Below are 26187 nucleotides of genomic sequence, written 5' to 3'. Positions count from 1 at the left end.
CTACTCAAGCCGCGTGAATCCATCGTCGCTCCAACCCTCGCTCCCGACGCCATGGTGGACGAAGAACAGCCCGTCGGGGTCGTAGCGGCGCTTGATCGCGAGCAGCCGCGCGTAATTGTCGCCCCAGAACGCTTTCTGCCAACCCGCCTGGAAGTAATCGCATTCGTTGACGTAGCAGCCGGTTTCGGGTGCGGCCGAGCGCAAACGCGCCATGGCCTCCTTGACATGCGCGCGGTGATCGACGCCCGCGGACAGGTTCGGCGCCGGCAAGCCGTCGAAGACCGGCGGCCCGGCGGCCGCAATGATCGCGAGCGCAAAGGCATCGACCACGTCGGGGTTCATCGGAGTGTCCTTCGCCGCGGCGATCGCTTCGGCCGGTGCGCCGGCGAGCCCCTTGTTGAAGTGGAACGCGACCGCCCACTGCCGGCTCGCCGCAAACCAGGCATCGACGAGGCGCGGCTGGTTCTCCTGATCGAGCAGGGAAAACGGCATCCATGCCGAGGTGTAGGCCTGCCAAAAGGCACCGACCTGCTCGCCGTCGCCGGCCCACCAGAAGTCGGTCCATGGCGCGTCCCGCCGGTTATCGAAATTGACAACCGATCGCGCGAACAGCCGGTAGAGCCAGCCGTTCCAGAAGTAGCGCGCCGGCACGCTCGCGACGGAGAATGAGGCCTGGCCCTCGTAGTCCGCAGGATTGGCGTCGGCGAAGTCGAGCAATGGCTTGAAAGCCGCCCGGGCCTCGTCCTTGCCGATGCCCTGAAAGGTCATCGTCACCTGGAGACGATTGTCCGGACGCGCGCGTACCTGCTCGCCCCAATGTGGATTGCAAAGCGCGCTCGCATACAGCTCGATGAAGCGCCCAAGCAGCCGACGATAGGCCTCGTCGGAATGGGCACGAAGTGTGAGGCTCACGGCGCCGACCGTGTCGGGCAGCGGATGGGTCGCAAGCGTCAGCCGGGTCACGACCCCGAACGTGCCGCCGCCTCCACCCTTCAGGGCCCAGAACAGATCCGGCTCGCGCCCCGCATTGACGGTGCGGACGGCGCCGTCCGCCGTCACGATCTCGGCTTCGAGAAGGCTTCCGGCTGCCGTCCCGAATCTCTTGGAGAAGCTGCCGAATCCGCCGCCTTGGACGAGCCCTGCCACGCCCACGGTGGTGCAGCCGCCGCCCTGCACATAACGCCCCGCGCCGCCGGTCACCGTCTGGTAGGCGTGCAGCCACATCGCACCGGCGCCGACCGAGACCGCGGGGACGACCGCAGCGCCCGATCCGGCCGGGCTAAAGCCGTCGTGGACGGTGATGCTGTCCATCCTGCGCGTCCAGAGCAGGAGAGAATCCGGCGCGCACGACGCACCTAGATAACTGTGGCCTCGACCCTTCACGACGAGGCGCAGATTGTGGGCCGTGGCAAAGCGCACGGCTGCGGCCACGTCGGCTGCGGTCTCGGCCGCCACCATGTAGGCGCTGGGGACTGATCGCCATGCGTCGAGCCAGCCGGAGCTTTGGGTCAAGCCGGCTTGGTCGCCGATCGCGAAAGGGTTTGCGAGCAGCGCTTTACCGTCGGGGCCATCCAGCCTTGGCATCACGACCTTCGAGAGCCGGCCGTTGGTGGCCGTCTTCAGCGCAGCCCAGTCGGATTCGCCAGGCCAACCAGGCATTCCCGGCCGGACGCGACCCGGTGTCACATTCGCAATGGCGTTGTGTGGGAACCAGGGCTGGAGGTCGGTTTGAAGTGCGATCATCGTCGCAATCCCGCCTTGTAGCAGACGTCTCCGGTGCATCAGTCATCTCCCCAAGGTCTGCACGTGCGGTCCCCGACGATCAGCCGGCTGTGCCAGGTCGAGATATCGACCTGTCGGAACCTGCCGACGCCGGAATCTGCCCGACACGTTCGGCCGCCGGAAAGCACGCAGTGACGGAACGCGATACGTCCGGGATCAGTGGCGACGGTGCGGGACGAATGGCGAGGCTACGGGGACGAGTCGCGCGGCACGCGGCCGTTCGGCTACGCGGACACGGCGGCAGGAGGAATTGCCGTTTCGTCTGGCGGATAGGTTTCCGGAATTACAGTGGTATCCCTCACCACGACGCCACGCGTTCACGCGTACTGCGCAATGCCGTGGCCAAATGACCAGTTTTCCTTTGCGACCTCGACGAGGTTGATCACGACATCATCCGGGCGACCTTGCAACTGCGCCTGGTATTGCTCGACGATTCGCGTGTAGAAGGCCTTCTTGAGCTCGACCGGGCGGCCGGTGTTGAGCGTGATCTGAATGAAGACGAGATCGTCGCTGTAGTGATTGCCCAGATAACTGTCGGCATGGTTCAGGTCGGCGCGGTCGTGCTCCGTGATGACCTGGAATTTGTCGTCCTTCGGCACGTTGATCAGCTCGATCATGGCGTCATAGACGATCTCACCCAATTTCTTCCGATACTCGGGCGACTTGCCCTTCCTGAGATCGATGCGAACGAATGGCATGGTCGTACTCCTCTTCCGGGTTGCGGTTCTAGGGCGCGATCGTTGCGACCTATCTAGCGGCCGGCCTTGAAGGCCTCCCGTCCGGCGCCGTGATCTTGAACGTGATCTTGAAGATGGCGTTTCGGACCGACGTCCTTTGAAGCCGCTTTTGCATGGACAAGACTCAAAGCGAATATCACTCCTCCGGCCCCGGCGAGCCGCATTGAACTCGCCCGTTCCGCCCGCCATGTGTGGGGGACCGCTTGGAGCAAAACAATGAAGAAGCTTCTCACGTGTGTGGCGGCCATGGGCTGCCTGGTCGCCCTCCACTCCATCGCGCAGGCCCGCTCCGCATTCGACGGCTCCTGGGATCTCGTTTTCGTGACGCAAAGAGGCACTTGCGATCCGACCTATAATTTCACCGTCAACATCACCAATGGAATAGTTACACATCCGAACTTAATCAGGTTCGGAGGCTACGTGGCGCGTTCGGGCGCAGTTCGGGCGTCGGTAACAGTCCAGGACAAATTCGCGTCCGGCTCAGGCCGGCTCTCCAGTAATTCTGGCCGCGGGAGGTGGAGTGGCCATTCAGGAACCGCACGTTGCTCAGGCTATTGGACTGCGCAGCGAAATTGAGGCGCTGAGCCCAGCCTGGAGCTGGCCGCAAGGAGCCGAGGACGGTGCCGCGCCGAAGAACCCTGCTTTGAACAGGTTCCTCAACTCTTTGGCGTCCTTGGCTTTACGAAGATCACTCGTCTTCCACAAACAACCCCTTGCCATGGACGTACCAGTTTGCGCGCGACGCCCAATGTACGTGCCGGTCAGGTGTCACGCCAAGCGGATCATCGAAGGCGCCCGCGTAGATGATCACCTCACGGCCGCTGCGCATCAGATGCTGCATCGGGCGCGTTACTGCTCAACTGGTGTGCCGGCCGGGACATGAGCGCCCGACGCAATCCATTGGTCGTAGGTCTGGAACTTCACGCCGAGCATGTCGTACGAAACTCGCAGGTAGCCGTCGCTGCCGCGCAGTACCGCGGTGGGCATAATCGTCTGCACTTCCTGCGCCATCACGCCGACATGGGATTTGTTGCCGCCGTTGTAGGTGAAGCGATAGAAGCCGAGGCCGTTTTCGAGGTGACCGATCAGGAAGATGTCGTGCTTGAGCATCATGTCCGATCGGCGGACGACACGCCGTGTGGTCCGCCGTGCAACACCTCGCACGCCGACTACTGGTGCGACGACGGGCCCGACAACAGGTCGGGCGACGCAGCCTGCGCGATAGACACCAGCGGCACAATAGACAACAGCATTTGCCTCGGGTGTCTCGATGGCCATGGTTGCGGAGAAGGCGGTAATGCCGAGCGCAGCGAGGAGGATCGAGCGCATCATTGTCTCCTTCGTTCAATTGTTGCTCGCAAAGGAATAAAGAATAGGATCAGATTTTCGCCCGGCGAGCAATTGTTCTCCGGGGCGATACCTTCCGCGCCTCAATTCACTATCCCCGCATCGCCAGATTGCGACAGAGATGCAGACTAACTATCGTCGCTGGCCCTCCCGGACAGGTTGTGCTAAAGAGAAAATACTTTGGGGTGCCGCATTGCAAGCGAAAGAGGCTCCTCAAGCGGCGCACCTTCAATTGCGCTTAATAGCTCTGTTTCTAGCGACCTTGTTTTGAGTCCTGCAGACGCCACGCGGCGTTTAATGCAGCTGGTCATGCACGTCCTCCTGCAAGCAATGCACGCCCTCGCGCTGGATCGAGAATGCTTCAATCAAAACCGCCGCGAGCTGTTTGAACGCATCTGGCATCGGCTTTGCTACCCTTCTTCGTGTTGAATTCCCGCGGCGCCACGCAGCAAGGCAATACGCTGAGACCTTCAAATGTTCAGACCCTCGAACGCGATCATTCCGACGGTAAACATCGTGAATTGAACGAGGTCGCAAATCAGAGGTCGCCAAATCAGAAGAGGAGGATTCGACATGTTTCGGGGAATTCTGACGCTGACAATTTCTCTTTGCCTCGGCGCGGCGGCCGCGCCTGCCGCGCGGGCGGAGGGCGCTGCACCGGCTGAACAAGAAGCGCATGCCATCGCGGTGGATGCCTATGTCTACTTTTACTCGCTGATGTCGATGGACGTCTCGAGAAAGCAATTCACCAACGGCACGACCGATTTCAGAGGTCCGATGAATACCTTTGTCAATGTGCCGGAATACCCCCCTGCCAATTTCAAGGGCGTGGTGCGATCGAACTTCGACACGCTGTATTCCGTCTCCTGGCTGAACATGACCAAGGAGCCTGTCGTCATCTCCGCACCGGATACAAATGGGCGCTACTATCTGCTGCCGATGCTCGACATGTGGACCGACGTCTTCGCATCGCCCGGCTGGCGAACGACGGGCACCAGGGCCGGCACGTTCCTGATCACGCCCCCGGGCTGGCGGCCCGATCTGCGCGACAGGTTCGCGGAAGAATTCAAGCTACCGAGCGACACCCAGCGCATCGAAGCGCCGACGCCCTATGTTTGGGTGATCGGCCGCACCAAGACGGATGGCCCGCCGGACTACGATGCGGTCCATAAGATTCAGGCCGGTTACAAGGTCACGCTCCTTTCCGAGTATGGCAAGACACCCAAGCCGGTCGAGTTCACGCCGGACCCAAGCGTCGACATGAAGACGCCGCCGAAGGTCCAGGTCGATACCATGTCGGCCGGCGTGTACTTCGCCAGCGCCGCAGAACTGCTCAAGCTTCACCCGCCGCACGTTACCGATGAGCCGATCATCGCCCAGATGAAGAAAATCGGCATCGAGCCCGGCAAGAGTTTTGACATCGGCAAGCTCGATCCGGTGTTGCAACGGGCGCTGGAGACTGCCCCGCAAGACGGCCAGAAGCTGATGGCCTGGAAAGTGCCGACACTGGCGCGGATCGCAAATGGCTGGTCGATGAACACCGATTCGATGGGTGTCTACGGTAACTACTACCTGAAGCGTGCCATCGTCGCCCAGCTCGGGCTGGGCGCGAACCTGCCTGAGGATGCCATCTATCCGCTCAATCTCGGCGACGAGACCAACAAGCCGCTGGATGGAGCCAACAAGTACACAGTTACGTTCGAGAAGGGCGCTGCCCCGCCAGTCGATGCCTTCTGGTCGATCACGCTATACGACCCGGAAGGTTTCCAGGTCGGCAATGCGCTCAACCGTTTTGCCGTAAGCAGCTGGATGCCGTTCAAGTACAACGCAGACGGGTCGCTCGATATATTCTTCCAGAACGAAAGTCCGGGCAAGGACAAGGATGCGAACTGGCTTCCGGCGCCGAAGGGACCCTTTAATCTGACCATGCGCCTCTACAGCCCGAAGGCCGATGCGCTGACCGGAAAATGGAATCCGCCGCCGGTCGTGAAGACGCAGGCGGGAACGGTGGGCTTGGCCCAATAAAGTTGATTTGAGCGCCGGCGCTTTGCGCCGGCGTCCGACCGTACGAGCACAAACGTCCCTGGAAGACCGATCGTTAGAAGCGAGCGAGTTGATCCTGAGGAGCTTCAAATGCTGACCAAACGCGAACTTCTTCGCACTGCTGCGACGACGACGATCACCGTTGCGGCGATAAGGTCCTTGCCGGCGTTTGCCCAGGCCGGCGCCGATCGACCGGGCTTCCTGAAGGCAAAAGACATTGCCGAAGCGGGCTTTATCTACGGCCTGCCGATCGTGATGAACTACGCCGTGATGTACGAGTACGCAGTTGATCGCAACTCCGGGCAGTTCAAGGCCCCGTTCAACCAGATCAAGAACGAACCCAACGTTTACACCTACAAGGATACCGCCGTCATCACGCCGAACAGCGACACGCCGTATTCGATCCTGTGGATGGATTTGCGGGCGGAGCCAATGGTTCTTTCGGTCCCGGCCGTGGACCCGAAACGCTACTACTCGATCATGCTCTGTGACGGCAACACCTACAATTACGGCTATGTTGGCAGCCGCGCCACCGGAAGCGAGGCCGGCGACTATATGGTGGTCGGGCCGAACTGGAGCGGAGCAACTCCGCCCGGGATCAAGAAGGTGTTTCGGTCGACCACGCAGTTTTCGGTGGCGGCCTATCGCACGCAGCTTTTCAATCCCGACGATCTCGAGAACATGAAGAAAGTCCAGGAGGGCTATAGGGCGCAGTCGCTTTCGGCCTATCTGAAACTGCCGACGACTGTTGCGGCAGCGGCCGTCGACTTTCCGAAGATCGACAAGGACCTCGTGAAGACGAACTTCTTCGAATATCTCGACTTCGCGCTCCAGTTTGCCCCCGCTCAGGAGAACGAAAAGGACATTCGCGCGCAGCTTGCGACCATCGGCGTTGGCTCGGGCAAAACCTTCAATTTCAAGGACCTTCCGATGGAGCAGAAGCTCGAAATCGGCCTGGGCATGAAGGAGGGCGAACGAAAGATCGAAGAGGCCGTCGCAAAGGCCGGCAAGGAGGTCAACGGCTGGCGGATCAGTTCGCTGTTTGGCGACAGCGCTTTCTTCAACGGTGACTGGCTGAAGCGGGCGGCCGGCGCAAAGGCAGGGATATACGGCAACGATGCCGCGGAGGCGACCTATCCGATGACGCGCGCCGACGTCGATGGTCAAACCCTCGACTGTGCCGGGCGCAAATACTCGCTAACGTTCCCGGCCGGTCAGCTGCCCCCAGTGAATGCGTTCTGGTCGGTGACGATGTACGACGGCAAGACGCAGTTGCTGATCGAAAACCCGATCAACCGCTATCTCATCAACTCGCCGATGCTGCCCGCAATGAAGACGAACGCCGACGGGTCACTGACAATCTATATCCAGAACAAATCGCCCGGTGCCGACAAGGAAGCCAACTGGCTGCCGGCTCCTGACGGCCCGGTTTACCTGGCGATGCGGCTCTACTGGCCGAAGGCCCAAGCACCGTCGATCCTGCCTCCGGGCGAAGGGATGTGGCAGCCGCCGGGCGTGAAGCTGGCCTTGTAGAGACAGTGGGATGGGAGGCGTGAAGTGAAATACCTCGTCCTCCTCGCCTGCGTTGCTGCCATGCGATCTCCAGCCAATTGGGGCAGACAAATGACGCGCGACACATCCAAATGGAAATCTCGCAAATGGAAATCTCGGCGCTGGCTCACCCACTCAGCTCTCAGTGCTGCAATGGTGCTGCTCGGCTGGATGTCCGAGGCGGCATACGCGGATGAGAGCGGTGTTTCGTACTGGCTCCCGGGCCGGTTCAGCAGCCTCGCGGCAACGCCCGGGGTGCCGGGCTGGTCCATGGCCGAGGTCTATTATCATACCTCCGTATCGGCATTCGGCGCCGCAGCTGCGGCACGAGAGGTTCAGATCGGCAGATTCCCTGCCACGGTGAACGTCGACCTGAATCTTCGCCTCAATGCGCAGGCCGATCTGGTACTTCTCAACCCTACCTACACGTTCGCGACGCCGGTGCTGGGCGGACAATTGGCGATCGGCATGACCGGCCTGTTCGGTCGATCCAGTGCCGACCTCAACGGCACGCTTACAACCGGTTTCGGACCATTCGCAGCAACCCGGATGGGCAGCTTTGGCGATTCGATTACCTCGGTCGGCGACCTCTACCCACAGCTGACACTGAAGTGGAACGCAGGCGTTCACAACTTCATGACTTATGTGACGGGAGACGTTCCCGTCGGCGCCTACGATCCAAACCGCCTTGCCAATCTCGGCATAGGCCACGGCGCCATCGATGGCGGCGGCGGTTACACCTACTTCAATCCGCAAGCGGGGCACGAATTTTCGGCCGTCGCGGGATTTACCTACAATTTCAAGAACAACGACACGCAATATCAGAACGGCACTGATTTTCACGTCGACTGGGGCGCTTCCCAGTTTCTCTCGAAGCAGGTCTTCGTCGGCCTGGTAGGATACGCCTATCAGCAGATCACCGACGACGCCGGACAACACCCGATCCTCGGTGGTTTCCGGTCGCGGGTCGTAGGCGTGGGCCCACAGGTCGGCTTTCTGTTTCCGGTTGGCGACATGCAAGGATATCTCAATCTGAAAGGATACGGCGAATTCGCGGCCGAAAACCGGCCGGCGGGCTGGAATACCTGGCTGACCTTTTCGATTTCTCCAATAGCGCCCACCGGCACAGTGACGCCGACGCGGCGAATTGTGACGAAATAGGTTCAGAAGACTAGCAGTTGGCAAGGGCCTGGGCGGGCCTGGCCTGAATGCAACGGGCGCGCGACGCCGAGAAGGATGGCATTCATGAATAACTCGCGTACGTCAATCTTGCTGGCCGCGATTGTTCTTTTCAGCCCACTTGCGCGGGCACAACATGCGCCGGCAACGCTCGTCGCCTCCGAACAACCGCAGGAGATGCTGGCGGCGCAGATCCGCACGCAAGGGTTCGCATGTGACAAGTCGCTTGGTGCGGCGCGAGACAAGAAGCGCTCCAGGCCGGACTACGTGGTCTGGGTACTGAAGTGCACCAACGCGACGTACCGGATAGCACGCGCGCCCGATATGGCCGCGAAGATCGAGCGCATTCGATAACGATCGGAATCTTCCCATCCGCTTGCGCTTCTGCTCCTCTCCGCATTGTGTCAGAGGACTTCCAGGTTTCTAGCTGTGAAGTTGCCAGCACCGTCGCCGCGCCGATGCTGTCCGGCTAATTCGCGCAGAGGCCGCTCGCGGAGCCGATCGTGCCATGATGCCATCATGCCCCTGTTTTGCCCGACGGGTCAACTGGATTTCGTAAAATCCGCATCGCGCCGCTTCGCTGAGCCGTTTGGCAATTCTGTCAGCCACTTGGCTACTGTGCATGGGGTTGTTTTCGACGTTTCGGTTTGCCCGCCTCACGGGGCAGCGCTCGTCGGGGCGTCAGTGGCGCTTGAAATATTGCACGTCGCGTTCGTGCTTCTCGGCCGCGGCGCGGCTCTTGAAGGTACCGAGGTTGCGGCGCTTGCCGGTCTTGGGATTCACCTTGCGCGAATAGAGCCGGTATTCGCCGGATGCGAGCTTGCGGATCATGGTTGCGCCTCCTGCTTGACGTGATGTCAACGGCCCCTGCCCGCGCAAGTTCCTTTTCCAACCCGCCCGCAACAATCTCGCCTGCGACATGAAGTGAGCAGGATCGCTTTCTAGAAGCACAGCGTGGTGACGAGCTTGCCCTGCTTGTCCTTGATCGCGTAGGGACAGCGGATCCGCTCCAGCGCCTTCTTGGCGTCCTCGTCGCCGAGCGCGGCCGCACGCTCGTAATAGGCCTTTGCGGCGTCCTTGTCCTTTGGACCGCCGCGGCCTTCCTGCGCGAAGGCGCCCATCCGCTCCAGCGCGCCGGGATGGTTTTGCGCCGCCGCCTTCTCGAACAGCGCGCGCGCCGCGACGTCGTCCTTCTCCCCGCCATTGCCGCTGGCAAGCATCAGGCCGAGTTGGTACTGCGCCTCCGCATTGGTCTCGGCGGCCTTGCCGAGCAGCGTGCGCGCCTGCGCAGGGTCCGCGGGAGCGCCGCCGCCTGCGCTGCCGAGCGCTGCGAGGTTGGAGACGCCGCGGGGGTTGCCGGCCTGCGCCGCCTTCTCGAACAATTTTCGCGCCTGCGCCTCGTCCTTCGCGATACCGGAGCCGTTGCCATAGGCGACGCCGAGCTCGACCATCGCAGCACTGGAGCCCTTGTCGGCCGCCTTGCGCCAGGCGGCGATCGCCTCAGCCGTCTGCCGGTTGGCCGCATAGGCACGCCCGAGCGCGAACATCGCGCGGCGCGATGAGCTTGCCGCCTGCTTGCAGAATTTGATCGCGGTCGCGAGGTCGGAGGCGGCGATGTCGGGCACGCCCTTCACGTCGGCCGGCTTGTCGGGATCGCTGGGATCGGCGGCGACACGGTCGCAGGGACGAGATCGGCCGATTGCGCGTGCGCGGCGACGGGCGCGGCAAGCGCGACGAGGATGGCAAAGAGACAGATCCGCATGGACATCACGTTGCGTCCGCGTGCCGGCGATTTCAAGGCTCGAGTCCTGACTGGCGCAGCACGGACGCGACCTCCGGCGATGCCAGATAGCGCAGCAGCGCCTCGGCGGCTTCGGCCTGTTTCGCATCCGCCATGCGTCCGGCGGAGAACACGGCCGGCGTCTGCAAATCGTGCGGGACCGGGCCGATCACCTCGATGCCCTCGACCTGCTTCAGCTCGCTGATCTGCTGCACGGCGAGGTCGGCCTCGCCGCTGACGAGCCGCTCGGCCGTAAAGCCCTGCTCAACGATGGTCGCCTTGGCGTTGATCTCGGCGGCAATGCCGATGCGCGCGATCAGCCGGGCAAAGTACACGCCGCTTGCGCCGAGCCGCGAATAGGCAATGGATCGCGCCGCGAGCAGCGTCTTGCGCAGCGCAGCCTCATTGGCGATGTCGGGATGCGGCGCGCCTTTCCGCACGGCGAGGCCGACATAGGAGCGCGCCAGGTCGGCTGCGGTGTCCGCGATCACCCGGCCCTCGCCGATCATCTCGTCGAGCCCTTCGCGCGTGAGGATCACGAGGTCGGCGGCCTCGCCGGCGCGCAAGCGCTTCAGCAGCGCCAGCGTTGGCGCGAAGTCGGCATCGACGTGAATGCCTCTCGCGGTCTCGAACGCGGAGGACAGGCTGCGCATCGCGCCCATCAGGCCGAGCGTCGAGAGCATGCGAATTCTTTCCATGGGCAATTCCCCGTAGCGATCAGGCGCGATGCATCAGCTTCAGCGCCGCGGTCAGGCGCAGGCTGCGCTTGCCGGCAAGCGCGGTCGCCTCCAGCACCGCCTCCTCGCCGTCATAGCTGCCGGAGAAGCCGATGCCGACCTCGTGGCCGCCAAAGATCGGATCGTCCTTGGCGAGCGTGTGCTCCTGGTTGAGGATCTGCCCCTTCCAGCGGCCGTTCGCGGCGGTGTAGCTGCCGAGGTAATAGAACGACGCATCGCCGCCGAGGATGCGGCCGCGGTTGAGCAGCATCACGCCGGTGAGCCCGCCGTCGACGCCGTCGAGCATGCGCAGGTGAATCGAGTAGAGGCCGTCGACGATGCCGGCCTCGCCGACGCCGCCGGCGATCGGCACCTCGTCTTCCGTGATCGGCGTCATCAGCGACTGGAAGGGCACGCCGGGCAGCTCCTTGAGCTCGCCCTTGAAACGGTAGAGATCGCCGTCGGCAAAACCCTTCGCGATCAGCGTCGCATCATCGGTGCCGGCCATGGCGCGGTAGGTCGGATCGGGGTTGTGGCGAACGGTCTTGATGACGATGTCGACGCCGTCCGCGGTCTTCTCGTAGGTGCCGATATGGGCGAACGCCGAATTGCCGCCGAGCATCGTGCCATTGCCGGCATGCATCACGCTCCGGCCGACGCTATCGCCGAGCTGAAATCGCACCTTGTAGAAGCCTTCAAACACCAGCCGTGTCCCCGGCCCCGCGCGCATCCTGCGGGCACTCTATCCCGATTTGGCCTGACATGGACAGGCCGGCATGGCCGCCAGACCCACAACAAGCGCTGTCATCGGAATGCAAAAATCCGCCGGAGCCTTGCAGCTCCGGCGGATTTAAAAAGCCAACCCGGGCCAGCCCCCAGCCCGGGCCGGGAGGATCTTTAAGCCGCGGCCTTCTTGTCAGCCGGGACGGACGCGATCGTCTTCAGGATCTGCGAAGCGATCTGGTATGGGTCGCCCTGCGAGTTCGGACGGCGGTCTTCCAGATAGCCCTTGTAGCCGTTGTTGGCGAAGGAGTGCGGCACGCGGATCGAGGCGCCACGGTCGGCAATGCCGTAGCTGAACTTGTTCCACGGCGCGGTCTCGTGCTTGCCGGTCAGACGCTTGTCGTTGTCCGGGCCGTAGACGGCGATGTGGTCCATCAGGTTCTTGTCGAATGCCGCCATCAGCGCCTCGAAGTACTCCTTGCCGCCGACCGTACGCATGTACTCGGTGGAGAAGTTGGCGTGCATGCCGGAGCCGTTCCAGTCGGTGTCGCCGAGCGGCTTGCAGTGGAACTCGATGTCGACGCCGTACTTCTCGGTCAGGCGCAGCATCAGGTAGCGGGCCATCCACATTTCGTCAGCGGCCTTCTTGGAGCCCTTGCCGAAGATCTGGAATTCCCACTGGCCCTTTGCGACTTCCGCGTTGATGCCTTCGTGGTTGATGCCGGCCGCGAGGCAGAGGTCGAGATGCTCTTCGACCATCTTGCGCGCGATGTCGCCGACGTTCGAGTAGCCGACGCCGGTGTAGTACGGGCCCTGCGGCGCCGGATAACCGGAGGCCGGGAAGCCGAGCGGACGGCCGTCCTTGTAGAAGAAGTATTCCTGCTCGAAGCCGAACCACGCACCCTCGTCATCGAGAATTGTGGCGCGCTTGTTGGTCGAGTGCGGGGTCTTGCCATCGGGCATCATGACTTCGCACATCACCAGCACGCCGTTGGTGCGGGCACCGTCCGGAAACACCGCGACCGGCTTCAGCACGCAATCCGAGCTGTGGCCTTCGGCCTGCTGGGTGGAGGAGCCATCGAAGCCCCAGAGCGGAAGCTGTTCGAGCGTCGGGAACGACGCGAATTCCTTGATCTGAGTTTTGCCGCGCAAGTTCGGAGTCGGCGTATATCCGTCGAGCCAGATGTACTCGAGCTTATACTTGGTCATTGAGCCTCTCTGTAGATGATGCGAAAGGTGGGGTTGAGAGCCCCCGCACGTTTGTACCCGGCCATCATCGGCCGGCCCTTTACAAGCATTTAACGTGCCAAAAGGCCGCAGCGCGGGAGGTTGTCCACCGCGACCGGAACCGGCCCGCCAGCGCAAAGCCGTCCACAGCGACCTGCGTCATAGCCGCGCACCTTCGCGTGAAGCTGCAGTGCAAAAGTCCCGCGGAAAACGCCTGATTCTGGAGCACGCGGGCCCCTGCCGCAGGCTGCCGATGAAACGCGCATCAACGTCCGGCAACTTTCGCAAAGCCCCGATCCCTGCCTAGCAACCTTTGGAATGGCCCACGCGTTAGTCACCGACACGCTGCCTTGGGGGGTGCAGACAGTCGACTGCCCACAAAATAGGCGAGAGCTGATTTCGTTTTCAGCACTTTCCAATTCGGGATGCGCGGTCGATATGGGGAGTCCAGTAACCACAATCGAACGAGTCGGGCGCACCATGGAGGCCAAGGCGCTTCGACCGAGGAGCAAATCGAAATGATGAACAATGGACTGAGTCACGGATCTGCGAAGATCTATCAATTCCCCGTCGGGGGCCGCGCGGCTCTCGCCGGGCGCCGCTATGGCGACACCCGCTTTCCCGCCGATCACGCTTCGCTTCCCGCGAACGTCTCGATCTGCAGCGACAGCTGGTACCACCAGGACGCGGTCGACGAAGCAAAGCCCAAATGGGAACGTTAATGCCGGTGCCTGGTTTGAAACCGCCGCGCTCTTTCAAGCGCTCAGCGGAAGTTTGAAAAAGGGTCGAAACAATGAGGTTTCGACCCTTTTTGATTCCGCACATGATTGCGGGCTCAGATCACCGCGCAGGCCGTCACCGGCCGCATCAAATGCTTGACCATGGTCGCCCCGGTCTTGCCGACCGATGATTGCCCCCTGTAATGGTCCGTCGGCAACATAACAAAAAGAAGCTCCCATGTCGGACTCTCCTGCCCGTCACCTCGCATTGCAAGGCGCCAGCAATTTTCGCGACCTCGGCGGTTACGCCACAAGCGACGGTCGCACCACGCGCTGGCGCCACATCTTCCGCTCCAACCATCTCGGCCAGCTCACCGCTGAAGACATCGCGATCGTGCGCGCACTCGGCGTCAGAAGTGCGTTCGACTTCCGCGGCGTCGAGGAGCGCGCGGCCGGCATTTGCGTCGTCAACGAGATCACGGTGCATTCGCTACCGATCGAGCCGACGGTGGTGGCTTCATTGCGCACCGAGCTCGCCAGGGGCGCGCTGACGGGACCGGTCGCGCTTGAGCTCATGCGCGAGTCCTATCGCAACTATGTCCGCCACAACACGCACAGCTTCCGCATGCTGTTCGGCCATCTCCTACAGGACCGCGCTCCGCTCGTGATCCATTGCACCGCCGGCAAGGACCGCACCGGCTTTGCCAGCGCGCTGATCCTGCATGCGCTCGGCGTGCCCGAGGAGGTCATTGCGGAGGATTATCTGCTGACCAATCGCCACTACAAGCGCGACGTGTCGAGCGTCTCCGATCTGCCCGCCGACGTCCTCGACGCCATCGGCTCGGTCAATGCCTCCTATCTGGACGCGGCTTTCGAAGCTGTCGGCCGCGACTATGGCGATGTCGAAACTTACCTGCGCGACGGCCTTAAGCTCGGCGCAGCCGAGCAGACCGCGCTGAAGGAGCGCTATCTTCAGGCGTGAGCGACGCCGGGCGCCTCACGCCGTCGGAGTTGCGGCCTTAATGATGGAATTGGTCAGCGCGAGCGATACCTGCATGGTACTCCAATTGCTCTGATGCAGCTTCAGATCATCCTCCGGATCCAGCAGCTGCTCGAACGAAGCGTTGTTTAGCACGTGCCAGTGGCGCATTAGCGCCCAGCGCTGGAACAGATTGACCTTGGCGTCCTCCGCCGCGGTTCGGATCGCCGAAACCATCTTCTCCGCAAGATCGGCGTTGTCGTCGAACAGCATGGCCGTCACGTATTGCGGGTCGATCAGGACAACATCCATGGTCAGGTGACCGCGCAGGAGCGCCAATCCCCCGATGATGTTCGCGACCACTTCGTCGAAGTTGAACTCCTTCTGGCGAAAGACCGCATTGGTTCCGACCTGCCAGAGCACCAGAGAAGGATTGTCAGCAAAGATATCGTCTTTGAACCGAGCCACTTCCAATGGCGCTTCTTGGCCGCCCTGGCCACGGTTGAACACGTCGACCCGGATGTTCGGATGCGGATCGTCATCCTTGTAGTGCTTTCTCAAATACAGCTCGAGCCGCGCGGGATAGGGAACGACATTGCGAAGTCCCGCAGTCGATGACGACCCCATCGCCACGACGCGCACGGGGCCCCTTCCGTTCAACGCGGCCCGGAAATTCTCCAGGGGATGCTTCAAATCAACGATCTCAGGGGGACAATCGACAGTCGGCAATTCGTCAGACATGAACCAAACCTCCGCGCCGCCATCTAAAGTTGCAGCAATCATTCAGCCTTGATGCCGCCGCCATTGCAAGTCCAATTCGCCTCACGCAATAGTCGGCGCGAATTGAGACGACGGAGAGTATCGTGCAGGGAAAAATCATTGTGGTGACCGGCGCGCTCGGCGCGCTTGGCAAGGTTGTCGCCGACGTCGCGCAATCACGCGGCGCGCGGGTCGCCGGCATCGATCACGCGCCCTCTCAACTGCCGGCGACGGCCGAGCGCATCGAGATCGGCGGCGTCGACCTGTCCGACCCGGCGCAGGCGAAGACGGCGGTGGATGCCGCCGCAAAGCATTTCGGCAGGCTGGACGCCCTGGTCAATATCGCCGGCGGCTTTGCCTTCGAGACCGTTGGCGACGGCGACATCAAGACATGGCACCGCATGCATGCGCTGAACGTGCTGACGGCCCTCAACGCCTCGCACGCGGCACTGCCGCATCTTGCTTCTTCAAAGGCGGGTCGCATCGTCAACATCGGCGCCATGGGCGCGCTGCAGGCTGGCGCCGGCATGGGGTCCTACGCGGCATCGAAGGCGGGCGTGCACCGCCTCACCGAGGCGCTCGCCAACGAATGGAAGGGCAAGATCACGGTGAACGCGGTGCTGCCGTCGACCATCGACACCAAGGCGAACCGCGCCGACATGCCGAAAGCCGACTTCGCCAAATGGGTGGCGCCGCAGGAGCTTGCCGAGGTGATCCTGTTCCTCGTGAGCGACGCCGCGAGTGGCGTCACCGGCGCGCTGATTCCGGTGAGCGGACGGGTGTGATCAATCCGGCACCAGCAGCCGCAGATTGCCCTTGAAACGGATGCTCTGCTTGCCCGCGAGCGCCATGCCTTCGCCATAGGCGGTCTCGTCGGTGTAGGTGCCGCTGAAGCCGATGGTGACGACCTTGCGACCCCATATGGGGCGCTCGTCGAACGAGGGCGAATGCTCCTCGTTGGTCAGCTCGCCCTTCCACTTGCCGTCGGCGGAGGTGTAGCTGCCATGGGCAAAGAAAAAGGAATCGCCGCCGCGCATGGTGCCGTCACGCAGCACCATAACGCCCTGATTGCCGCCCTGCACGCCATCCAGCATCTCGATCCGGATGTGATAAAGCCCGTTCCTGATCGTCATATTCGCGCGCGCCCGCCTGTTCCGCGCGCAGGGGTATAGCTGGCTTGACCGCGTCCGGGCAAATGGGCCGGCAGCCCGAGTCCCATCCGGGCTAAACTGGCCGCAACTGATTCTTCTTCTTCGATCGGAAACTCACTGTGGAAACCGCGCTCTATCTCCCCGTCAAACGCTTCCTCGAAGAGCTCGGCTTCTCCGTGAAGGGCGAGATTGGCGGCTGCGATCTCGTGGGCCTGAGCGCCGGAGATCCGCCGGTGGTGGTGATTGGCGAGCTCAAGCTCGCCTTCAATCTCGAGCTGATTCTGCAGGCGGTCGATCGCGCGCCAGCGGGCGACGAAGTCTGGATCGCCGCAAAGATGTCGATCCGCGGCAAGGGCCGCGAGAGTGACGCACGTTATCGCAATCTATGTCGGCGCCTCGGCTTCGGGATGCTCGGAGTGAGCGATAACGGCCAGGTCGAGGTGCTCGTGAAGCCACCGACGGCAGGCCCCCGCCGCGAGCCGAAGACGCGCTCGCGGCTCGTGGCCGAGCATCAGCGCCGCCAAGGGGATCCCGTGCTCGGCGGCAGCACGCGCGCGCCGATCATGACGGCATACCGGCAGCAGGCGCTGGCCTGCGCATCGGAGCTTGCCGCAGGCCCGCGGCGCGTGCGCGAATTGCGCGAGCGCTGCCCCGATGCCGGCAAGATCTTGCTTAACAATGTGTATGGCTGGTTCGAGCGCGCCGACCGGGGAATCTACGGGCTAACGGAGGCAGGACAGACGGCGCTCAAACGCTGGCCGCAGCAACGGGCTACGATCGATGCCGGTGTCGCGTCACCGCCATGACATCCGACCGGTGCATAGCTGAGATGCCACACCGATTTCATATTGCAATGCAGCATCTCAGGCACTAGGTATCCCGGCATCAAAACGAGGCCGTTATGAACGCAGACTGGAATACCAAATATGGCACGCGGCGCGTGCGCCACGATCCGCCCACCCTGGACGAGGCGATCTTCGCCGCCATCGGCATCACCGACGACCAGGAGCAGCAGGCCGAGATCGCCGCAGCGCTGATGGGCATGCCGCTCGAAACCGTTCAGGCCGAGGTCAAGAAGCAGGCGCGCACCAACAGCCGCATCACTGCGACGCGCGTGATCGCCGGCGAGCAGGGTGCGCAGCGCTCCGTGGTGGTCGAACGCCGTGTCATCCGTCGCTTCGGCAACGACAAGCGCACCGGCACCTGAGCGCTCATTCCTTGGCTCCAATAAAACAGCGGACCGGCCTTGCCGGTCCGCTTTTTGATTCAGGCCTTTGAATTTCAGGTCTCTTGATTTCAGGCTGCGCGATTGCCGTACATGCTGGAGATCAGCTTCCAGCAGGTCGAGTTGAAGTTGAGAATCGCGCGGCCGGCCTTGAACGGCGCCGCTGCGAGCTCAGCGAGCTCGGCCTCGGGCGTCTTGCCAAGATCGATCGTGCCTGTGGACTCACCATGTCGGAACTGCAGATGCGCACCGAACTTCTTGGCGAGCGCCCGCATGGCGTGATTCTCCGCTCCCGTGGTGATGCGCAGGCTCTTGTAGCCCTTCCAGCGCGCTTCCGCGATCAGGCGGCTGAACAGCACGGTGCCGACATTCTGGCGGCGGGCGGAGGCTTCCACGCTGAAGGCGACCTCAGGCAACGAATCGCCCTCCGGCGGATGCAGCTCGGCCGCACCACGAACCACGCCATCGACGATATAGGCGACGATCACGGTGCCATCCTCGGCGCAGCGGGCGGCGTAACGCTCGATGAAGCTGTCGTCGAGAAAACCGTTAAAGCGATCATGCCGGCTTTCGGCATCGAGCCTGAGCAGGTGATCGCGCAACAGCGGCAATTCTTCCTGCTGGATCAGGGTCCGCACATAGCGCGGAGCGGTGCGGACGGTGTCTTCAAGTACCACGTCAAAACTCCTCTTGGTGTCCCTCGAGGAGGCGTTCGAATCCCTAGGCCTCCAATATTGTGCGTCGCAGCAAATTTTTCAAGACGGGAACCTGCTCAAGTTTGAGGCAGCGAGAACGACTAATTCGTTAACAAAATCAAGCCTCCGTAGTTTTTACAGGACCAGCTGGGTCTGGGTCACGATAGCGATCAGCTTGCCATCCCCGGTCTCCAGCCGAGTGGTCCAGACCTGGGTCCGCCGGCCCCTATGGACCGGCGTGGCAATGGCGACGACCGTGGTTCCCTCCTTCGCCCCGCCGATGAAATTGGTCTTGCTCTCCAGGGTGGTCGTGCCCTTTGCGTCCTCCGGCAGGTTGATCACGGTTGCGGCTGCGCCGACGGAATCGGCGAACGCCATCACCGCGCCGCCGTGGACGGTGTGATGCAGGGTACAGAGATCGGGCCTGACAATCATCCGTGCCACCACGCGATCCTTCTCCGCTTCGACGAACTCGACGCCCTTGAGCTCGGCAAACGGCATCTTCATCGCTTTAACTTTCTCAAGCGGCGTCATCGGATCTCCTCCCAATTCGTTCTGTTCTCAAGCTGAAATGCACAGTGCGGCAAAGCAATGACGCCCGAGGTAATGGTTATCGTGACACGGCCGAGGCACTTGCTCATATGGTTTTGTCGCCGATCATCCTGCAACCGGGACCGGCGGCGTTGACCGACCGGCTCGATGCGATCGTGATGGCGTTGTGGGGCGAGCGCAGCTCCATCATCCGTCATTGCGAGCGTAGCGCGCTGCGCTCGCAATGACGGTTGAGGCAGCATTCGTCCCTCACGTTACCGCATTGACGACCTGATACTCCGGCCGCCGCCACACCTCGCCTGCGATTACGTCCTCGATGATCTCGGCCGCCTTCATGACTTCCGCCTCGCCGATATACAGCGGCGTGATCCCGAACCGCATGATGTCAGGCGCGCGGAAATCGCCGATGAGGCCGCGGGCGATCAGGGCCTGCATGGCGGCGTAGCCGCCCTCGAAGGCGAACGAGACTTGCGAGCCGCGGCACTCGTGCGCACGCGGCGTGACCAGCTTCAAGGGGGGGCAGCGGCGTTCGACCTCAGCGATCAACAGATCGCCGAGCGCCAGCGAGCGGGCGCGGACCTCCTCGACGTCAATCCGATCCCAGATATCGAGCGAAGCCTCCAGCGCCGCCATCGCCAGCACGGGCGGCGTGCCGACACGCATGCGCTCGACGCCGCCCGCGGCAGCATAGCCAAGCTCAAATGCGAAGGGCTTTGCGTGCCCCATCCAGCCGGACAGTGCGGTGCGTGCGCTGTCGGCGTGACGCGGGGCGACATAGAGGAAAGCCGGCGCGCCCGGGCCGGCATTGATATATTTGTAGGTGCAGCCGGCCGCAAAATCGGCACCACAGCCGGCGAGATCGACCGGCAGTGCGCCGGCCGAGTGGGCGAGATCCCAGACCGTGACGATGCCAAGCTCATGCGCCTTTGCGGTCAGCTTCGCCATGTCGTGACGGCGGCCGGTGCGGTAGTCGACCTCGGTGATGTACAGCACCGCAATCTCTTCCGACAGCGCGGCCTCGACCTCCTCGGGCGCCACCAGACGCAATTGATGGCCTCGCCCGAGCGTCGCGATCAGGCCTTCGGCCATGTAAAGATCGGTCGGGAAATTGCCGGTGTCCGACAGGACGCCCTTGCGCGATGCATTCATGTCGAGCGCGGCGGCGAGCGCTTGATAGACTTTGAGCGACAGCGTGTCGCCGACCATGACCGACCCCGCCTTCGCGCCGATCAGCCGCGCGATGCGGTCGCCAACGTGGCGCGGCTGCGCATACCAACCGGCGCTGTTCCAGGCGCGGATCAACTCGTTGCCCCACTCCGCCATAATGACGCGGTTGACGCGCTCGGCGACGCCAAGCGGCAATGCACCGAGCGAATTGCCGTCGAGATAGATCACGCCGTCAGGGAGATGAAAGAGCGCCTTGGTGTCGTCGTAGACGCGAAGCCTGGTCATGGACACATCTCTACAAAATGGTGCGCACGCGCCAGAGCTCGGGAAATAGCTCGACCTCCAGCATGCGCTTGAGATAGCTGACGCCGCCGGTGCCGCCGGTGCCACGCTTGAAGCCGATGACCCGCTCGACCGTCGTCACATGGTTGAACCGCCAGCGGCGAAAATAGTCCTCGAAATCAACCATCTTCTCGGCGAGCTCGTAAAGCATCCAGTGCGTCTCCGGCGCCTCGTAGACGATACGCCAGGCCTGCAGCACGCCCTCGTTGAAGCTGTGGGTCTCGCGGACGTCGCGCGAGAGCACAGCGGCCGGCATCTTGAGCCCGTTGCGATCGGCGAGCCGCAGCACCTCGTCATAGAGGCTCGGCGTCGCAAGCTCGTCCTCGAGCAGCTTCGTCGTCTCGGCATCGTGCGCGTGCGGCTTGAGCATGGGGTGGTTGCGGTTGCCAAGCAGATATTCGATCAGCCGGTACTGCCGCGACTGGAAACCTGATGATTGCCCGAGCTGCGAGCGAAAGCGCGTGTATTCGCTCGGTGTCATCGTGCGCAGCACGTCCCAAGCGCCGTTGAGCTGCTCGAAGATGCGCGACATCCGCGCCAGCATCTTCATCGCGGGCTGCACCTCGTCTTTGGCGATGGCGCGGCGTGCGGCGCTGAGTTCGTGGATGGCAAGGCGCATCCACAGCTCCGTGGTCTGATGCTGGATGATGAACAGCATCTCGTCATGCGCTTCGGAGAGCGGATGCTGTGCACCGAGGATCGCATCCAGCGCCAGATAGTCGCCATAGGACATGCGTCGGGCGAATTCGGTCTCGGCGCCTTCGCTTGAAGGATCGTAATCGCTGGACGTCATGGCAGGCCCTCTCGATCGATCATCCCTTTGCGCCCCGTCAGTCGAGGCCGATCAGGCGCGCGGTGATCGGCGACGACGGATCCCTAAGCGCATCGATCACGGTAAAATGGTTGAGCCCGGGATCGACGACGAGACGCGTCGGCACGTCAAAGCCGGTCCAGACGTTGGCGAACAAGTCGGACTGGCGGATGAACTCGGGCCGCTCACTGCCGCCGACCCAGGCGGTCAGAGGCGAATGTCCGCGTGGCAGATGCAGCGCCGCGCTTTCGCGCGTCGCCTCCTCCATGGTCATGCGAAGTGTCTCGTTCATCCTGGTCTTGAGCAGCGGCCGCAGATCGTGCAGGCCGCTGATCGAGAGCGTGCCGGCGATGCGGTTGAAGACGGCGGGCTCAAGCCGGCTGTCGTCGCAGAGCATGCGCGTCACGAGATGCCCGCCGGCGGAGTGGCCCGCCAGCCGGATCGGCCCCGCGACGAGCGAGGCCGCTGTCGCTATCGCGGCGGTGATTTCGGCGGTGATGCCGGAGATGCGCGCGGCCGGCGTCAGCGTGTAGCTCGGCAGTGCTACCGCCCAGCCATGGTGGCGCGCACCTTCGGCGAGATCAGTCCAGGTCGACTTATCGAAGCGCATCCAGTAACCGCCATGCACGAACACGACGAGACCCCTGCTGTCGCCGTCGGGCAGGACCAGGTCAAAACGCTGGCGCTCACCGGAGCCGTAGGCGACGTCGGGACGAAAACCCTTCAGCGCGGCGCGATAAGCCGCCGCCCGCTCCGCCCATTGCGCCGGCATCTTATCCGAGCCCGGGATATGGGCCGAATTGGCGTAAGCGTCATCCCAATCGCGCATCGTGACTCCGAGGACCCGCCCAGCGAACCCAGCGCCAGTCTGCCACCGGTCGGGCCGGCATCCTAGTCTTTCTTTTAAGCTTAAAGGATTTGGATGAGCCCCCGGATTGGGCAGGCCGGCGCCCCCGGCGACTCACTGCGTCATTGCGAGCGAAGCGAAGCAATCCAGTCTACCTCCGGGGCGGCAGTCTGGATTGCTTCGTCGCAAGAGCTCCTCGCAATGACAAAGGAGAGAGGCTTACGCCTTCTCCACCCCGCACCACTCCGCGATGAACAGCGCCATCGCCTTGGTGGTCTTCTTCAGCGAGTCCAGATCAACATATTCGTTGAAGCCGTGCATCTCCCCGCCGCTGGCGCCAAAGCACAGGCTGGGGATGCCGTAGTTGAGGCCGTAGAAACGGGTATCAGTGAGCGCGGTGAAGACGAGATCTTCGACCGCGCCGCCATAGACCTTGTTAAAAGCTGTGCCGAACGCGGCTTCCGGTGCCGCGGAATCGGTCAACTCATAGCCTTCCGACAGGAAGCCCGACCATTCGACCTCCGGCGGATTGTTGGCGAGGAAGCGGTGGTTGCGCGAGGCAGCGGCAACGCAGGCCATGATCTCCTTCTGGTGATCGGCGACCGACCAACCCGGCAGGATGGCGATACGGCAATCGACGTCGCACCAGGCCGGCACGCTGGAGGCCCAATCGCCGCCCTTGATGATGCCGGGGTTGAAGTTGATGGGATGGCTGAGCGTATTGAAGTGACGATCGGCCTTGGCGCGCTCGTTCCACTCGATCTCGAGCTTCTGTAGCGCATGGACGAGGTGATAAGCCGCCATGATCGCATTGGAGCCGGAGCCGGCAAAGGCGACATGGGTCGGATGGCCCTTCACGCGCAGGCGAAACCAGATCACGCCGACCTGCGAGCGTACCATCTTGCCGGCGGTGGGCTCGGGGATGAAGCAGGCATCGGCCCGGTAGCCGCGCTGAAGCGTCGAAAGTGCGCCGACGCCGGTGCTCTCCTCTTCGATCACCGACTGAAAGTGAATCCGCGCGGTCGGCTTGAAGCCGGCCGCCTTGATCGCGTCCAGCGAATAGAGCGCGCCGATGGTACCCGACTTCATGTCGCAGGCGCCGCGGCCGAACATCTTGCCGTCCTTGATGACAGGCGCGAACGGCGGTGTGTCCCACAATTCCAGCGGCCCCGCGGGCACCACGTCGCAATGCCCCTGGAGGATCAGCGATTTGCCGGCCTCGGTGTTCGGACGATAGGTGCCGACCACCGAGCGTGCCTTGGAGAAATCATGCTCGATCGGCCCGAAGCCGCGCAGATCCTTGAGATCATCGACGTTGATGTGCCAGTCGTCGACCTCGTAGCCCCGCTCGCGCAGGAGGTCGCCGATCATGTCCTGGCACGGTCCCTCCGCCCCGCGGGTCGAAGGGATCGCAACGAAATCGCGTGTGGTCGCAAGCTGGGCTTCGAAGCCGGCATCGATGGCGTCAAGAATCCTCTGCTGCGTTTCGGCGTTCATCAGGCAACTCCGGGCATCTAGTTGGTCAACGGTGCACGCAAGCTAGCCGATTTCAGCCGTTCGGGTACTCCACAAAATAAGCATCCCGCAATGCATCTTCGAGCAGGCGGCCTTCCGAATAGCCATTCAGCGTCGCGGGCCGGCTCACGCCGTCGAGCAGCCGCGGGCACGGCTCCGGCGCGCCGAGAACGGTGTGGACCGGAATGCGCTCGGCATAGATCGGTAATTCGTAGTCTTCTTCGTCGTCGGCGACACCCTTGGCGCGGACCTTTGCGGACGCTTCCTCGATCTCCATCGCGATGAAGGAGGTCGCCTTGATCTCCTGGGTGTTGCTGGCCCGCAGGCTCGCGGTGCGATCCGGAAAGAAGCGGTCGACCATCGCGACCACGGCGCGCTCTTTCTCTGCGGGGTCGGTCACGAGATAGGCTGTGCCGAACGCCATCACCGCGCGGTAGTCGGCGGAATGATTGAAGCCGCAGCGCGCCAGCACAAGGCTGTCGAGATGGGCGACCGTCAGGCACACCCGCTCGCCCCTCGTCTGGTTGCGCAACATGCGGCTCGCGCTCGAGCCGTGCCAATAGAGCTTCATCCCCTCGCGCCAGAAGAAGGTCGGCGTGCAATAGGGCTGACCGTCGATGACGTAGGAGACATGGCACAGCATCGAGGAGTCGAGGATGCGATGAACCGTCTCGTAATCGTAAAAGCCGCGGTCGTGCCGGCGCTTCACCTGATTGCGCGCTGACGTCGGATAGAAATCTTGGCTCTCGGTCTGGCTCACGGCCGCTCCTCATCAGAATTGGACGAATTCGAGACCGGTTGTAGCTGCGCATTTGGTCTGCGATAGTGCCAATTCCATGCAAAAACTTCCGACCAATTCTCTCGTCCCTGCCAAGGCCGAGCTGCCGCTCGATCTCATTGGCCCGCACATCACCGCCGGCGCCTCCTCAGCGCACCGGCTGTACCAGGCTCTGTGCGAGATGATCGTCTCTGGCCTTGTCAAACCTGGCGAGCCGCTGCCGCCGTCGCGCACGCTCGCCAAACAAACCGGCTTTCGGCGCAACGCGGTCGTCACGGCTTACGAGCGCCTGATCGCCGACGGGTTCGCGCAAGCGACCGTCGGCTCTGGCACGTTCGTTGCCGCGCGCATTCCGGCGCGCGCGGCCATACAGAAGAAGCCGAAGGTGATTGTCGAGGCGCCAAAGCAAGGCGCGCTCTCGCTCGGCTGCACCCATATCGACGAGCGCGCGGTACAGCGTTTTCGCGCTTTCGTTGGCCGACGCATGCGCGCCTTCGGCGCCGAGCATCTGCATTACGGCGATCCGCGTGGCAGCCGCGAGTTGCGCGTCGCGATCGCGGACCATCTGCTCTCAGCGCGGGGGCTGCGCTGCGATCCCGACCAGATCATGCTCACATCAGGAACGCTGCACACGCTGCGCATCGCTCTCGGCACGATCCTGAAGGCCGACGATCAGGTCTGGTGCGAGGACCCCGGCTATCCCATTGCGCGCCGGACCATCGCCCAATGCGGCTATCGCATTGTGCCCATTCCCGTCGACGCCCATGGCCTGCAAATCGCGAGGGGCCGCACGGGCGCGCCTTCCGCACGCGCGGCCTATGTCACGCCGTCGCATCAGTTTCCGCTCGGCGTGCAGATGTCGATGCCGCGGCGGCTGGAGCTGCTCGACTGGGCGAAGCAGGCCGGCGCCTTCGTGTTCGAGGACGATTACGACAGCGAGTTCCGCTATGACGGAGCGCCGCTGAAGTCGCTCGCCGGCATCGATCACCTCCAGCGCGTGATCTACATGGGCACATTTGCCAAGACGCTGTTTCCGGGACTGCGCATCGGCTATTGCGCCCTGCCCGAACGCTTGATCGGCGACGTCACGGCCGCGCGCGCCGCGCTCGACCGTTTTCCCGGAACGCTGATGGAAGGCGCGGTCGCCGATATGCTCAATTCCGGCGCGTTTGCCGCAAACCTCAAGCGCGTGCGCAAGCTTTACCGCGAGGCGCGTGATGCACTGGCCGAAACGCTCGAAGCGGCATCGGATGGCGCGCTGTCGGTCCCGGTGCCGTCGCAGGGCCTGCACCTCGTGGCGCAGTTCGATCCGGCCGTTGCGCCAGCGGTTGCGGCCGAAGCGAAACAGGCCGCAGGCGCAGAGGGCTGGCTGCTCGCCGACACTTATGCGCGGGCGCGGCCGCTTCCCGGCTTCGTGCTGGGATTTTCCGGGCACGCGGTTCCACAACTCGTCGCCTCCGCCGAAAGGCTCGCACGGGAGGCGCGCGCGGCCTTGCGCAACAAAAGCAAGGCGGGCCGGCGGGCGTGACAAAGGTCCACTATGAGAATCGTGTGCCGCTCCC

The 26187-nt window shown here is 63.0% G+C and carries 28 protein-coding genes and 1 pseudogene; 11 read left to right on the top strand and 18 right to left on the bottom strand.

Going from position 1 to position 26187, the window contains the following annotated elements:
• The 4 genes from FXB38_RS21730 to FXB38_RS44875 form a co-directional block, all read right to left on the bottom strand.
• Nucleotides 1–1743, bottom strand: coding sequence for an FAD-binding oxidoreductase (locus FXB38_RS21730; RefSeq protein WP_210250935.1), 1743 nt, complete (start codon nt 1741–1743; stop codon nt 1–3).
• A gap of 356 nt (nt 1744–2099) precedes the next feature.
• Entirely contained in the window at nt 2100–2480 is a 381-nt protein-coding gene (locus FXB38_RS21725) for a tautomerase family protein (protein WP_148753014.1), read from the bottom strand.
• A gap of 727 nt (nt 2481–3207) precedes the next feature.
• Nucleotides 3208–3360: a GFA family protein gene (locus tag FXB38_RS21715; RefSeq protein ID WP_246230022.1), complete on the bottom strand. Its 153-nt coding sequence runs from the start codon at nt 3358–3360 to the stop codon at nt 3208–3210.
• 8 nt (nt 3361–3368) lie between these two features.
• Complete coding sequence (locus tag FXB38_RS44875; RefSeq protein ID WP_187435043.1) at nt 3369–3851, bottom strand: tail fiber domain-containing protein; 483 nt, start codon at nt 3849–3851, stop codon at nt 3369–3371.
• Nucleotides 3852–4439: 588 nt separating this feature from the next.
• Here FXB38_RS44875 and FXB38_RS21705 point away from each other — a divergent pair.
• The 4 genes from FXB38_RS21705 to FXB38_RS21690 all read left to right on the top strand — a co-directional run bounded on the left by FXB38_RS21705 (nt 4440) and on the right by FXB38_RS21690 (nt 8993).
• Nucleotides 4440–5891 carry a DUF1254 domain-containing protein gene (locus tag FXB38_RS21705; protein WP_148753012.1) on the top strand — a complete coding sequence of 484 codons (1452 nt, stop codon included), beginning with the start codon at nt 4440–4442 and terminating at the stop codon, nt 5889–5891.
• Nucleotides 5892–5999: 108 nt separating this feature from the next.
• Nucleotides 6000–7442, top strand: coding sequence for a DUF1254 domain-containing protein (locus tag FXB38_RS21700; protein ID WP_148753011.1), 1443 nt, complete (start codon nt 6000–6002; stop codon nt 7440–7442).
• Between the two features lie 171 nt (nt 7443–7613).
• On the top strand, nt 7614–8621 hold the full coding sequence (locus tag FXB38_RS21695) for a SphA family protein (RefSeq protein ID WP_148753047.1): 1008 nt from the start codon (nt 7614–7616) through the stop codon (nt 8619–8621).
• Between the two features lie 84 nt (nt 8622–8705).
• Complete coding sequence (locus FXB38_RS21690; protein WP_148753010.1) at nt 8706–8993, top strand: hypothetical protein; 288 nt, start codon at nt 8706–8708, stop codon at nt 8991–8993.
• Between the two features lie 327 nt (nt 8994–9320).
• Here FXB38_RS21690 and FXB38_RS21685 read toward each other — a convergent pair whose 3' ends face one another.
• From FXB38_RS21685 to FXB38_RS21665, 5 genes and pseudogenes are all read right to left on the bottom strand, one after another.
• Nucleotides 9321–9470: a hypothetical protein gene (locus FXB38_RS21685; protein WP_084292415.1), complete on the bottom strand. Its 150-nt coding sequence runs from the start codon at nt 9468–9470 to the stop codon at nt 9321–9323.
• Nucleotides 9471–9580: 110 nt separating this feature from the next.
• A pseudogene (locus FXB38_RS21680) lies at nt 9581–10401 on the bottom strand (tetratricopeptide repeat protein).
• A gap of 32 nt (nt 10402–10433) precedes the next feature.
• Nucleotides 10434–11117, bottom strand: a complete 684-nt coding sequence (locus tag FXB38_RS21675; RefSeq protein WP_148753009.1) for a substrate-binding domain-containing protein — start codon at nt 11115–11117, stop codon at nt 10434–10436.
• Between the two features lie 19 nt (nt 11118–11136).
• Nucleotides 11137–11838, bottom strand: a complete 702-nt coding sequence (locus FXB38_RS21670; RefSeq protein ID WP_148753008.1) for a GrlR family regulatory protein — start codon at nt 11836–11838, stop codon at nt 11137–11139.
• Between the two features lie 194 nt (nt 11839–12032).
• Nucleotides 12033–13067, bottom strand: a complete 1035-nt coding sequence (locus FXB38_RS21665; protein WP_148753007.1) for a glutamine synthetase beta-grasp domain-containing protein — start codon at nt 13065–13067, stop codon at nt 12033–12035.
• A 536-nt stretch (nt 13068–13603) separates the two neighbouring features.
• Between FXB38_RS21665 and FXB38_RS21655 the strand changes: the two genes are divergently transcribed.
• Complete coding sequence (locus FXB38_RS21655) at nt 13604–13807, top strand: DUF2735 domain-containing protein (protein ID WP_080137849.1); 204 nt, start codon at nt 13604–13606, stop codon at nt 13805–13807.
• A gap of 235 nt (nt 13808–14042) precedes the next feature.
• Nucleotides 14043–14786 carry a tyrosine-protein phosphatase gene (locus FXB38_RS21650; RefSeq protein WP_148753006.1) on the top strand — a complete coding sequence of 248 codons (744 nt, stop codon included), beginning with the start codon at nt 14043–14045 and terminating at the stop codon, nt 14784–14786.
• A 15-nt stretch (nt 14787–14801) separates the two neighbouring features.
• On the opposite strand, the gene FXB38_RS21645 is transcribed toward FXB38_RS21650, so the two are convergent.
• Nucleotides 14802–15566, bottom strand: coding sequence for an SGNH/GDSL hydrolase family protein (locus FXB38_RS21645; RefSeq protein WP_246230020.1), 765 nt, complete (start codon nt 15564–15566; stop codon nt 14802–14804).
• Between the two features lie 80 nt (nt 15567–15646).
• On the opposite strand from FXB38_RS21645, the gene FXB38_RS21640 reads away from it, so the two are divergent.
• Nucleotides 15647–16327 carry an SDR family oxidoreductase gene (locus FXB38_RS21640; protein WP_148753005.1) on the top strand — a complete coding sequence of 227 codons (681 nt, stop codon included), beginning with the start codon at nt 15647–15649 and terminating at the stop codon, nt 16325–16327.
• On the opposite strand, the gene FXB38_RS21635 is transcribed toward FXB38_RS21640, so the two are convergent.
• Nucleotides 16328–16675, bottom strand: a complete 348-nt coding sequence (locus FXB38_RS21635; RefSeq protein WP_148753004.1) for a GrlR family regulatory protein — start codon at nt 16673–16675, stop codon at nt 16328–16330.
• A gap of 137 nt (nt 16676–16812) precedes the next feature.
• On the opposite strand from FXB38_RS21635, the gene FXB38_RS21630 reads away from it, so the two are divergent.
• Complete coding sequence (locus FXB38_RS21630; protein ID WP_148753003.1) at nt 16813–17499, top strand: DUF2161 domain-containing phosphodiesterase; 687 nt, start codon at nt 16813–16815, stop codon at nt 17497–17499.
• Between the two features lie 95 nt (nt 17500–17594).
• Nucleotides 17595–17900, top strand: coding sequence for a hypothetical protein (locus FXB38_RS21625; RefSeq protein ID WP_148753002.1), 306 nt, complete (start codon nt 17595–17597; stop codon nt 17898–17900).
• An 89-nt stretch (nt 17901–17989) separates the two neighbouring features.
• Here the strand turns inward: FXB38_RS21625 and FXB38_RS21620 are convergent, their stop codons facing one another.
• Together FXB38_RS21620 and FXB38_RS21615 are read right to left on the bottom strand one after the other, a co-directional pair.
• Nucleotides 17990–18595, bottom strand: a complete 606-nt coding sequence (locus tag FXB38_RS21620; RefSeq protein ID WP_148753001.1) for a GNAT family N-acetyltransferase — start codon at nt 18593–18595, stop codon at nt 17990–17992.
• Nucleotides 18596–18748: 153 nt separating this feature from the next.
• The gene (locus tag FXB38_RS21615; protein ID WP_148753000.1) at nt 18749–19147 is read right to left on the bottom strand and encodes a PaaI family thioesterase; all 399 of its coding nucleotides are present in this window, start codon (nt 19145–19147) and stop codon (nt 18749–18751) included.
• Between the two features lie 107 nt (nt 19148–19254).
• Here FXB38_RS21615 and FXB38_RS42875 point away from each other — a divergent pair, with 107 nt between their 5' ends.
• The gene (locus tag FXB38_RS42875) at nt 19255–19392 is read left to right on the top strand and encodes a hypothetical protein (RefSeq protein ID WP_187435050.1); all 138 of its coding nucleotides are present in this window, start codon (nt 19255–19257) and stop codon (nt 19390–19392) included.
• A gap of 22 nt (nt 19393–19414) precedes the next feature.
• Here the strand turns inward: FXB38_RS42875 and kynU are convergent, their stop codons facing one another.
• From kynU to FXB38_RS21585, 5 genes are all read right to left on the bottom strand, one after another.
• Nucleotides 19415–20617, bottom strand: a complete 1203-nt coding sequence (gene kynU / locus FXB38_RS21610) for a kynureninase (RefSeq protein WP_187435042.1) — start codon at nt 20615–20617, stop codon at nt 19415–19417.
• A 10-nt stretch (nt 20618–20627) separates the two neighbouring features.
• Nucleotides 20628–21467 (bottom strand): tryptophan 2,3-dioxygenase, encoded by an 840-nt coding sequence (kynA, locus tag FXB38_RS21605; RefSeq protein ID WP_148752998.1) that lies wholly within the window; start codon nt 21465–21467, stop codon nt 20628–20630.
• 37 nt (nt 21468–21504) lie between these two features.
• Nucleotides 21505–22314, bottom strand: coding sequence for an alpha/beta hydrolase (locus FXB38_RS21600; protein WP_148752997.1), 810 nt, complete (start codon nt 22312–22314; stop codon nt 21505–21507).
• Between the two features lie 237 nt (nt 22315–22551).
• Entirely contained in the window at nt 22552–23829 is a 1278-nt protein-coding gene (locus FXB38_RS21590) for an ArgE/DapE family deacylase (protein WP_148752995.1), read from the bottom strand.
• A 52-nt stretch (nt 23830–23881) separates the two neighbouring features.
• Nucleotides 23882–24607: a pyridoxamine 5'-phosphate oxidase family protein gene (locus tag FXB38_RS21585; RefSeq protein ID WP_148752994.1), complete on the bottom strand. Its 726-nt coding sequence runs from the start codon at nt 24605–24607 to the stop codon at nt 23882–23884.
• Nucleotides 24608–24683: 76 nt separating this feature from the next.
• Here FXB38_RS21585 and pdxR point away from each other — a divergent pair, with 76 nt between their 5' ends.
• On the top strand, nt 24684–26153 hold the full coding sequence (gene pdxR / locus FXB38_RS21580) for a MocR-like pyridoxine biosynthesis transcription factor PdxR (protein WP_148752993.1): 1470 nt from the start codon (nt 24684–24686) through the stop codon (nt 26151–26153).
• Nucleotides 26154–26187 lie beyond the last annotated feature (34 nt).

This window comes from Bradyrhizobium cytisi, from assembly GCF_008123515.1.
GTDB classification, from domain to species: domain Bacteria; phylum Pseudomonadota; class Alphaproteobacteria; order Rhizobiales; family Xanthobacteraceae; genus Bradyrhizobium; species Bradyrhizobium cytisi.
Note: the sequence above shows the minus strand (reverse complement) of the source record. Positions and strands in the feature narration are given on the sequence as shown.

Bases quoted from the DNA above. Each gene is read 5' to 3' on its own strand.
- FXB38_RS21635 (WP_148753004.1), bottom strand. From the start codon at position 16,675: ATGACGATCAGGAACGGGCTTTATCACATCCGGATCGAGATGCTGGAT.
- kynA (WP_148752998.1), bottom strand. From the start codon at position 21,467: ATGACGTCCAGCGATTACGATCCTTCAAGCGAAGGCGCCGAGACCGAA.
- FXB38_RS21665 (WP_148753007.1), bottom strand. From the start codon at position 13,067: ATGACCAAGTATAAGCTCGAGTACATCTGGCTCGACGGATATACGCCG.
- FXB38_RS42875 (WP_187435050.1), top strand. From the start codon at position 19,255: ATGGTTTTGTCGCCGATCATCCTGCAACCGGGACCGGCGGCGTTGACC.
- FXB38_RS21650 (WP_148753006.1), top strand. From the start codon at position 14,043: ATGTCGGACTCTCCTGCCCGTCACCTCGCATTGCAAGGCGCCAGCAAT.
- FXB38_RS21700 (WP_148753011.1), top strand. From the start codon at position 6,000: ATGCTGACCAAACGCGAACTTCTTCGCACTGCTGCGACGACGACGATC.
- FXB38_RS21685 (WP_084292415.1), bottom strand. From the start codon at position 9,470: ATGATCCGCAAGCTCGCATCCGGCGAATACCGGCTCTATTCGCGCAAG.
- FXB38_RS21600 (WP_148752997.1), bottom strand. From the start codon at position 22,314: ATGCGCGATTGGGATGACGCTTACGCCAATTCGGCCCATATCCCGGGC.
- FXB38_RS21690 (WP_148753010.1), top strand. From the start codon at position 8,706: ATGAATAACTCGCGTACGTCAATCTTGCTGGCCGCGATTGTTCTTTTC.
- FXB38_RS21675 (WP_148753009.1), bottom strand. From the start codon at position 11,117: ATGGAAAGAATTCGCATGCTCTCGACGCTCGGCCTGATGGGCGCGATG.
- FXB38_RS21705 (WP_148753012.1), top strand. From the start codon at position 4,440: ATGTTTCGGGGAATTCTGACGCTGACAATTTCTCTTTGCCTCGGCGCG.
- FXB38_RS21645 (WP_246230020.1), bottom strand. From the start codon at position 15,566: ATGATTGCTGCAACTTTAGATGGCGGCGCGGAGGTTTGGTTCATGTCT.
- FXB38_RS21655 (WP_080137849.1), top strand. From the start codon at position 13,604: ATGATGAACAATGGACTGAGTCACGGATCTGCGAAGATCTATCAATTC.
- FXB38_RS21590 (WP_148752995.1), bottom strand. From the start codon at position 23,829: ATGAACGCCGAAACGCAGCAGAGGATTCTTGACGCCATCGATGCCGGC.
- FXB38_RS21730 (WP_210250935.1), bottom strand. From the start codon at position 1,743: ATGATCGCACTTCAAACCGACCTCCAGCCCTGGTTCCCACACAACGCC.
- FXB38_RS21715 (WP_246230022.1), bottom strand. From the start codon at position 3,360: ATGCAGCATCTGATGCGCAGCGGCCGTGAGGTGATCATCTACGCGGGC.
- kynU (WP_187435042.1), bottom strand. From the start codon at position 20,617: ATGACCAGGCTTCGCGTCTACGACGACACCAAGGCGCTCTTTCATCTC.
- FXB38_RS21725 (WP_148753014.1), bottom strand. From the start codon at position 2,480: ATGCCATTCGTTCGCATCGATCTCAGGAAGGGCAAGTCGCCCGAGTAT.
- pdxR (WP_148752993.1), top strand. From the start codon at position 24,684: ATGCAAAAACTTCCGACCAATTCTCTCGTCCCTGCCAAGGCCGAGCTG.
- FXB38_RS21695 (WP_148753047.1), top strand. From the start codon at position 7,614: ATGGTGCTGCTCGGCTGGATGTCCGAGGCGGCATACGCGGATGAGAGC.
- FXB38_RS44875 (WP_187435043.1), bottom strand. From the start codon at position 3,851: ATGATGCGCTCGATCCTCCTCGCTGCGCTCGGCATTACCGCCTTCTCC.
- FXB38_RS21615 (WP_148753000.1), bottom strand. From the start codon at position 19,147: ATGACGCCGCTTGAGAAAGTTAAAGCGATGAAGATGCCGTTTGCCGAG.
- FXB38_RS21625 (WP_148753002.1), top strand. From the start codon at position 17,595: ATGAACGCAGACTGGAATACCAAATATGGCACGCGGCGCGTGCGCCAC.